This is a genomic window from Zarconia navalis LEGE 11467 (assembly GCF_015207075.1).
Lineage (GTDB): Bacteria > Cyanobacteriota > Cyanobacteriia > Cyanobacteriales > Geitlerinemataceae > Zarconia > Zarconia navalis.
The window spans coordinates 1-7,890 of sequence record NZ_JADEXN010000227.1 but is presented as its reverse complement, the minus strand read 5'-3'; the positions used below and the strand labels follow the sequence as shown (position 1 = coordinate 7,890).

At 50.7% G+C, this 7,890-nt stretch carries 7 protein-coding genes and 1 pseudogene; 5 read left to right on the top strand and 3 right to left on the bottom strand.

The annotated features are described in order from the left end of the window. The 5 genes and pseudogenes from IQ235_RS12890 to ppk1 all read left to right on the top strand — a co-directional run. On the top strand, positions 1-197 hold a 197-nt coding region (locus tag IQ235_RS12890), incomplete at its 5' end, for a hypothetical protein (protein ID WP_264321861.1). A gap of 27 nt (positions 198-224) precedes the next feature. Further along, positions 225-938 (top strand): annotated as a pseudogene (locus IQ235_RS12885) (N-acetylmannosamine-6-phosphate 2-epimerase). A gap of 220 nt (positions 939-1,158) precedes the next feature. Next, on the top strand, positions 1,159-2,856 hold the full coding sequence (locus IQ235_RS12880; protein ID WP_264321860.1) for an ABC transporter permease: 1,698 nt from the start codon (positions 1,159-1,161) through the stop codon (positions 2,854-2,856). 237 nt (positions 2,857-3,093) lie between these two features. After that, on the top strand, positions 3,094-3,303 hold the full coding sequence (locus IQ235_RS12875) for a hypothetical protein (RefSeq protein WP_264321859.1): 210 nt from the start codon (positions 3,094-3,096) through the stop codon (positions 3,301-3,303). Positions 3,304-3,309: 6 nt separating this feature from the next. After that, complete coding sequence (ppk1, locus tag IQ235_RS12870) at positions 3,310-5,595, top strand: polyphosphate kinase 1 (RefSeq protein WP_264321858.1); 2,286 nt, start codon at positions 3,310-3,312, stop codon at positions 5,593-5,595. A 175-nt stretch (positions 5,596-5,770) separates the two neighbouring features. Here ppk1 and aroH read toward each other — a convergent pair whose 3' ends face one another. From aroH to IQ235_RS12855, 3 genes are all read right to left on the bottom strand, one after another. Continuing rightward, on the bottom strand, positions 5,771-6,160 hold the full coding sequence (aroH, locus tag IQ235_RS12865; protein WP_264321857.1) for a chorismate mutase: 390 nt from the start codon (positions 6,158-6,160) through the stop codon (positions 5,771-5,773). Between the two features lie 106 nt (positions 6,161-6,266). Beyond that, positions 6,267-7,082 carry a signal peptide peptidase SppA gene (gene sppA, locus IQ235_RS12860; protein ID WP_264321856.1) on the bottom strand — a complete coding sequence of 272 codons (816 nt, stop codon included), beginning with the start codon at positions 7,080-7,082 and terminating at the stop codon, positions 6,267-6,269. Positions 7,083-7,304: 222 nt separating this feature from the next. Then, positions 7,305-7,890 (bottom strand): ankyrin repeat domain-containing protein (locus IQ235_RS12855; protein WP_264321855.1); only part of this gene is annotated, 586 nt, incomplete at its 5' end.

Here is a 7,890-nt window from a genome sequence, read left to right as displayed (position 1 = left end):
GATTTACCCAGTGTTGTCGCCTCGCCTTATGTCGGGAAGCCGACCCCCGAAGGTCACCCGCGAGTCAGCATTCCGGCGAGACGGCTGAAGCGAAACTGACGTTAATAATATTGAAAGAAACAATCCTCGATCGCCCAAAATTGAGAAAAAGCGATCGAGATCTCAGTTGCGAGATCCGAACCCCGATCGCGGTATAAGAAAATAGACCCTATCTGCCCGATACGATGTCAAAACCCGATCTTCATCCAATTCTGCAACGCTGCCGTGGAGGACTCATCGTCTCCTGACAAGCCCCGGTACACTCCCCCCTCCACGATCGGGCTGTCATTGCCGCCATGGCTCGTGCAGCGGTCGATCGGGGGGCTGTGGGAGTGCGCCTCGATACCCCCGCTCATGTCGAAGCCGCTCGCCAACGCCTGCCCGATACACCCATTATCGGATTGTGGAAACAAACCCTTCCCGGTAGCGAAGTCTACATCACCCCCCAGTTTCATCACGCCGAAGCGATCGCCGCTGCGGGGGCAGATATCATCGCCATCGATGGGACGCTGCGGGAACGTCCGGGAGGGGAAACCTTTGCCGATATCGTCACCCAAGTTCGCGAGAAACTGGGCAAGCTGGTGATGGCAGATATCGATACCCTCGAAGCGGCAGAAGCGGCGGAAGCTGCCGGGGCAGATATTATCGGCACGACGCTGTACGGCTACACTGGGGCAACTCAACACCTCACCCCGCCGGGATTCGATCTCTTAGAACAAACGATCGAACATCTTCACGTTCCGGTGATTTGCGAAGGGGGAATCGCCTCCCCACAGATGGCGGAACAGGCGTTAACGTTGGGGGCGGATGCGGTTGTCGTGGGGACGGCAATTACAGGCATCGATGCGCTAGTACGAGCCTATCAGGTGGCCGTGCACCGCGTTCGGAGATCGGGCTAGGGAACGATCGAAAATTTATCCCCCACCAAAGACCCATTCGTGAGGGGGTTAGGATTGAGACACCGGAACGTTCAAACCGGTGCAGGGGAACCGACGATTGCCAACTATTGACAACAACTTTCATCTATAGTAGAAGGGCCGATCTAAAAAATGCTTCTCAAAGTATGGGATCGAGCATTTTTCTCCACGGCAGCCCATCACCTAATAATTGACAGTGCTTATGGAAAAATCTGACTCACAGCCCTCGCTCGAGCGGTCTAAGTTCTCGGCCGGAATCTTCAATCGACGATCGTTTCTCGAACCTTGGACGATCGCCATCGCGACGATCGCCCTTCTGGTGGCATCTCCCGTCCTCTTCGTTCTGAGTAATGTTTTTGTTGATGCGAGTGAGATTTGGTCCCATTTGGCTTCAACGGTGCTAACGCGCTACATCGCCAATTCCTTCTGGCTGGCGCTGGGGGTGGGTTTTGGCGTGCTGGTTATCGGCGTGGGAACCGCGTGGTTGGTCACCATGTGTCGGTTTCCCAACCGAGGCATTTTTGAATGGGCGCTGTTGATGCCCATGGCCGCTCCAGCCTATATTTTGGCCTATACCTACACCGACTTTTTAGAATTTTCCGGCCCGGTGCAAACGCTATTGCGCCAGATATTCGGTTGGGAATACGGAGACTACTGGTTTCCCAACATTCGATCGCTCGGTGGGGCGATCGTCCTGATGGCACTGACGTTGTATCCCTACGTCTACCTGCTGGCGCGCGTCGCTTTTCTCGAGCAATCCGCCTCGACTCTCGAAGCCAGTCGCATCCTTGGCTGTAACCCCTGGCGTAGTTTTTGGGTCACCGCTCTTCCCCTAGCCCGTCCGGCGATCGTGGCCGGGTTAGCCCTGGCGCTGATGGAAACCCTCAACGACTTTGGCACGGTCCAGTACTTTGGAGTCGATACCTTCACCACGGGTATCTATCGCACTTGGTTTGCCATGGGAGAACGGGTGGCCGCCACTCAACTTGCTGCCTTTTTGCTTTTATTCGTCCTGGCGCTGATTTGGCTAGAACGCTGGTCTCGCCGCCGCGCCAGTTTCTACCAAACCTCCACCTCCTACAAGAGTTTGCCCAGCTACTCGTTGCGGGGAATTCGAGGATTCGGCGCTTGGCTGGCTTGTTTTGCACCCTTGGGTTTGGGCTTTCTCATCCCGGCAGCCGTCCTGCTGGAAATGGCGATCGCCCACGCCCGGCAAACCTTCGACGATCGCTTCTGGGAACTCGCCGGTCATACTGCTGTCGTTGCGGTGGCAACAGCTCTGGTGGCTGTTGTTGTCGCCTTGGTGATGGCTTATGGCATCCGTTTGCGTCCAAATCCATGGATGCGCTTTGCCGTTCGCATCGCCGCCATGGGGTATGCCATTCCCGGTTCGGCGATCGCCGTGGGGATTTTAGTGCCGTTAGGTCGCTTCGATAATACCGTCGATAGTGCGATGCGATCGACCTTTGGTATTTCGACGGGGTTGCTCCTCAGTGGCACGATCGCCGCTCTTATTTTTGCCTATCTCGTTCGCTTTTTGGCCGTTTCCTTCGGCACGGTGGAATCGAGCCTGGGGAAAATCGAACCGAGCTTGGACGAAGCCTCCCGGAGTTTGGGCTATACCCCGACTCACACCCTGGTAAAAGTCCACGTTCCGATGATGTTGACGGGTTTGTTGACTGCGTCGATGATGGTTTTTGTCGATGTGGTCAAAGAATTGCCTGCAACGTTGGTGATTCGTCCCTTCAACTTCGATACCCTTGCCGTGAGAGTATATAACTTAGCCTCAGACGAACGGCTCGCCGAAGCCTCTGGTCCGGCTTTAGCTCTGGTGTTGGTGGGAATGTTACCGGCGATCGTGTTAAGTTGGCGTATTGCTCGCTCTCGAAATGTCAGATAGTGCGCTCTTCTAAATTTAGGGGTCGATCGTTCAATCGATCGTGTGTTGTGCGATCGTTGCGGGTTACGAACCATCAGGGGCACTATAGCGGTTCGTTATCAGTTTATTTACACAATCGATGAAACCGGATTTTTCCATTCCCCCTTTCCGAATTCCGCGCTTCCGAATTCATCCCCGTACCCTCTTTTCGAGAAACGTCCCATTCGTCAGTTCTGTATATAGATATCCAAATTACCGATGTTTAATAGCGAAAACCTGGCAAAATACATAGAAGAAACCAACGGCATCTCAAAACCTTGGCTGCTGATTCAGCTCCGTTTAAAAAAGCTTCAGGAGCGCCGAGAGACTCTGTCTCACAAGGAATATATCGAGCAACTCGCCGATATCCACGAAGACTTAATGAATCTCGGTCAGTGGTGGGTGGGGATAGAAAATGACGTTTTTTAAGAAATCATGGCTAAACCCAAAAAGTCCACCCCAGATACGACTCAAACGGATTCGGAAAAGATAGACTCGACAAAATCGCGATCGACGAAATCCAAAACAGCTAAACCCAATACAGCAAAATCCGAGACGGAAAAAGGGGCACCCACGGCCAAAAAAGCCAAATCGGAATCGACTCCCATCGATCTGTGCGATCCCCAGTATTACTTCAACCGAGAGCTAAGCTGGCTCGAATTTAACAAGCGAGTCCTCAACGAAGCACTCGACCCGCGAACCCTGCTGCTGGAACGGTTGAAATTTCACGGTATCTTCAGTAGTAACCTCGATGAGTTCTTCATGGTGCGGGTTGCCGGACTCCAAAGCCAGGTTGATGCGAACGTCAGCAAACTCACCCCCGATGGTCGCACTCCCCAACAACAACTCGACGATATTCGCGATCGCCTCATCCCGATTATTACCGAGCAACACCACAACTTCGAGACCGAATTGCGTCCTTTGCTGGCCGATGGGGGAATTTACCTGCTCGATTATATCGATCTCGATGCCGAACAACGGGCCTACCTGCACACCTTCTTCGAGGAGCAAATTTTCCCCGTCCTCACCCCCCTGGCTGTCGATCCGAGTCATCCCTTTCCCTTCATCTCGAATCTCAGCCTCAACCTTGCCGTGGTGGTGCAAGACCCCGAAACCCACAAAGAAGATTTCGCACGGCTGAAAGTTCCCAAGGTTTTACCCCGGTTCGTTCCCCTGCCGAAGGCGCTGTGGAAGCCGCAAAACGAGCAAACCACCATTTGGATGGGAGTTCCCCTCGAACAGGTGGTGGCACACAACTTGGACGGTCTGTTTCCGGGGATGAATATTTTGGAATATCATCCTTTCCGCATCACCCGCCATGCCACTTTGGAAGTAGAAGAAGATGAAGCGGACGACTTGCTCTTGGCGATCGAGGAGGAGTTGCGAAAGCGGCGATCGGGAGGCTCTGTGGTGCGCGTGGAAGTCCAGTCTACCCTCCCCGACGGGATTCGAGAAATGCTGATCCGGGAGATGGATCTCAAACCCAGCGATGTCTACGAAGTGGAAGGATTGCTCGGGTTGGGGGATTTGATGTCGTTTATGGCACTGCCGCTACCGGAACTCAAAGATCCTCCGTGGTCTTGGGTAATGCCCCCTCGCCTGCGTCGGTTTAGCGTCGAGTCTACCCCGTCGGGAAAAGAAGTCAAAGGAGATTTATTTGCCGAAATTCGCGATCGGGGAGATTTACTCGTCCACCATCCCTATCACTCTTTTACCGCAACGGTACAGCATTTCATCACCCAAGCCGCTCACGATCGAGATGTCCTGGCGATTAAAATGACGCTGTACCGGACTTCGGGAGATTCCCCCGCGATCGCCGCGTTGGTGAAAGCTGCGGAAAATGGCAAGCAAGTGGCGGTTTTGGTGGAACTCAAAGCTCGGTTCGATGAGGAGAATAACATCATCTGGGCGCGCAAGTTGGAGCAGTCTGGCGTTCATGTCGTTTACGGTTTGGTGGGACTCAAAACTCACACGAAAGTGGCGATGGTGGTTCGTCGAGAGGACGATCGCATCCGCCGCTACGTCCACATCGGTACGGGAAATTACAATCCGAAAACGGCAAAACTGTATACGGATTTGGGTTTGTTCAGTTGTGACGACGATCTCGGTGCAGACTTGACGGACTTGTTTAATTATTTAACGGGTTATTCTCGACAAAAATCCTATCGCAAGCTGTTAGTCGCGCCGGTGAATATGCGCGATCGAATGCTATCTTTGATTCGTCAAGAAATCGAGCGAGTGGAAGAGGGAAAAGAGGGTCGAATTGTTGCGAAAATGAATTCTTTGGTCGATCGAGAAATGATTGCGACCCTTTACGAAGCGTCCCAAGCTGGGGTTCAAATTGACCTAATCGTACGTGGAATTTGTTGCTTGCGACCGGGGGTAGCAGGAGTCAGCGAAAATATTCGCGTTATTAGTATTGTCGGTCGATTTTTAGAGCATTCCCGAATTTTTTACTTCCAAAATGGAGGAGACGAACGAGTTTATATTGGTAGTGCCGATTGGATGCCGCGCAACCTAAATCGCCGTGTCGAAGCGATTACCCCCATAGAAAGTCCCGAACTCACTCAGGATTTACAAGAAATGTTGGGAGTAATGCTCTCGGACAATCGCCAAGCCTGGGAATTGCAGTCTGATGGAACTTACATCCAACGCCGTCCCCCGAACGAGAGTTCGACGCAATCTTCCCAGAAAATTTTAATGGATATGGTGATGCAATAGGGGAGAGGTGGAGAGAAAATGCACGTGCAGAGTTAATGCTGCGATCGCTAGAGTGGTGGCTGCTATATCAACGATCGATTTTAGCCACGGCAAGACCGATCGCGAAACTCATTCTTACAGAGTTTTCGATTGTATTTGATACCCAAATACCGACCCGATTTTTAATTTCTAATCTTTAATTTCTAATCTTTAATTTCCCACTCCAATCCGGTCTGAGGCGCTCGGCATTGCGGAGATAGGGATGGCAAACTTGCCGGTGCGAGGTTGGAAAGTTGGCGTGGAGAAGGAGGCGGATGCAGCGTTGGAGATCGTTGGGAACGTACATATGCTGCACGTCCAGAAGCGGTACGGTGTCCCAACCCGGACGTTTGCGGGCGATCGCGGCGGGAAATATCGCGTCTAAATCCCGAGTAACTGAAAATGTCAGACTAATGATTTGTTCTGGATCGATGGGGTTATATTTTTCCAATTCATCGAGAAGTTCCGTAACCACCTCTTCGATGGCTTCCTTTGAGTTTGCCGGGGCTGTTGTTGCCCCTCGAATCGCCCGAACTCGCCACTCCACGCAACCATCCTCCTTTTTCGTTACTTCGTCCTTTGTCTCCTGTCTGATGTGGTTTGTCAACGATCGCCTCCCTAGGTATATCGCTCCTGGGGGGCAAACCACCCCATCAAGGACGATACATCCACAACGGTAAACCATTGGATGCCACTTCAAATTCCAACCATTGCGCCGTTGCCGAGACCCGAGATGCCGCTCGATTGCGCCCGAGAAGGCGAGAAATCGGGGATTTTGGCTCTTCTAGGGTAAAGCATTCGGTCTTTTCCGGGTCGAGTTGAGCCAGTTCTGCCGCCCACCGACGAGCATCTTCCTCCGTTCCCAGGCGATCGACCACTCCCAATTCTAAAGCTTGTTCCCCGGTAAAAATACGACCGTCGGCAAAGCTGCGAACGGTTTCCTCGTCTAGGTTTCGTCCTTCGGCAACGGTGGCGACAAACTGCCCGTAGCTGGTGTCGATTAAGGTTTGTAAAATTTCTTGTTCTGCCTCGGTGAGTTCCCGATCGAATGACAAAATATCTTTGTACGGACCCGATTTGATGACCTGAAAAGATATCCCCACTCGATCGAGCAACCGTTCGATATTATTTCCCCGCAAAATCACCCCGATACTGCCGGTAATCGTACCGGGATTGGCAACGATGTGGGGCGCACCTACGCCGATATATACTCCACCGGATGCGGAAATATTGCCAAAGCTAGCGACAATTTTCGTCTTCTTTTGTAGCTGTTTCAGGGCGCTGTAGATTTCTTGGGAATCGCCTACCGTTCCGCCGGGGGAGTCGATGCGCAGCAGCAGCGCTGGAAATTTGCGTTCCTCAACGGTTTTGAGAGCTTTGAGGACTCGATTGCGCGTTGCCGAAGCGATCGCCCCAGTAATTTCGATCCGCGCGATTTTTTTGCGAAACTTAGAAAACGGCCAAACCATGAACTCTGCGCTACCTAAAAACAAATAATTTCCCAGAATTCCTAGCATACCGCACTGAGTTGCTCGCTTAAATGCAAAATCAAAAATGGTACGTTAAAAAAACAATTTTTTTCTGAGAGGATATTGCGATCGAATTTTCAATCAAATAAAAAAACTGATGAATTTTAGAGATTTGAAAAAATATTTAATAAAGTTTAAGCTTTAAGTAAATTATTGCTTTATTTATTCATATATGGCTCCCACATTTAGAAGTGCTTGGACAATTTCATCGTGGTTTTCAGCTTTTGCAAGGCTAAGAGCCGTAAGACCCTCACGAGTTTTAAAATTGACATCTGCACCCACCTCTATTAGTTTTTTTGCTAAGGAGAAACGTTTTCCTATTATTGTCTTAATTAATGGTGTGTCTCCATTAAAATATCCACAATTCAAATTTGCATTGACAGAAGCTAAAAACTCGATACCAATTAATGACTGATTCCCTGTAATCGCACACCAGACTCCTTCCTCAAGGAATTCATTGATATAATTTGGATTGACTAACGGTAAAAGATAGTCGTAAATCTTCTTGTATCCCTCAGATGCTGCAATAGATAAAGGTGAATTAGATTCTTTACCGGCTGCATTCACATCAGCTCCGCGATCGATAAGTTTTTTGACTAACTGAAGATTATTGAGATGCACAGCAAGCATTAAAGGAGTCATGTCCAGATCCGGGTCGATATTGACATCCGCACCATAATCAATGAGAAGATGAGCAATGTTCAAAAATCCTTTATCGAGCGCAATCGTTAGGGGATTACTCATATAC

Coding starts and splice junctions, on each gene's coding strand:
- IQ235_RS12880 (WP_264321860.1), top strand. CDS start 1,159: ATGGAAAAATCTGACTCACAGCCCTCGCTCGAGCGGTCTAAGTTCTCG.
- IQ235_RS12875 (WP_264321859.1), top strand. CDS start 3,094: ATGTTTAATAGCGAAAACCTGGCAAAATACATAGAAGAAACCAACGGC.
- ppk1 (WP_264321858.1), top strand. CDS start 3,310: ATGGCTAAACCCAAAAAGTCCACCCCAGATACGACTCAAACGGATTCG.
- sppA (WP_264321856.1), bottom strand. CDS start 7,082: ATGGTTTGGCCGTTTTCTAAGTTTCGCAAAAAAATCGCGCGGATCGAA.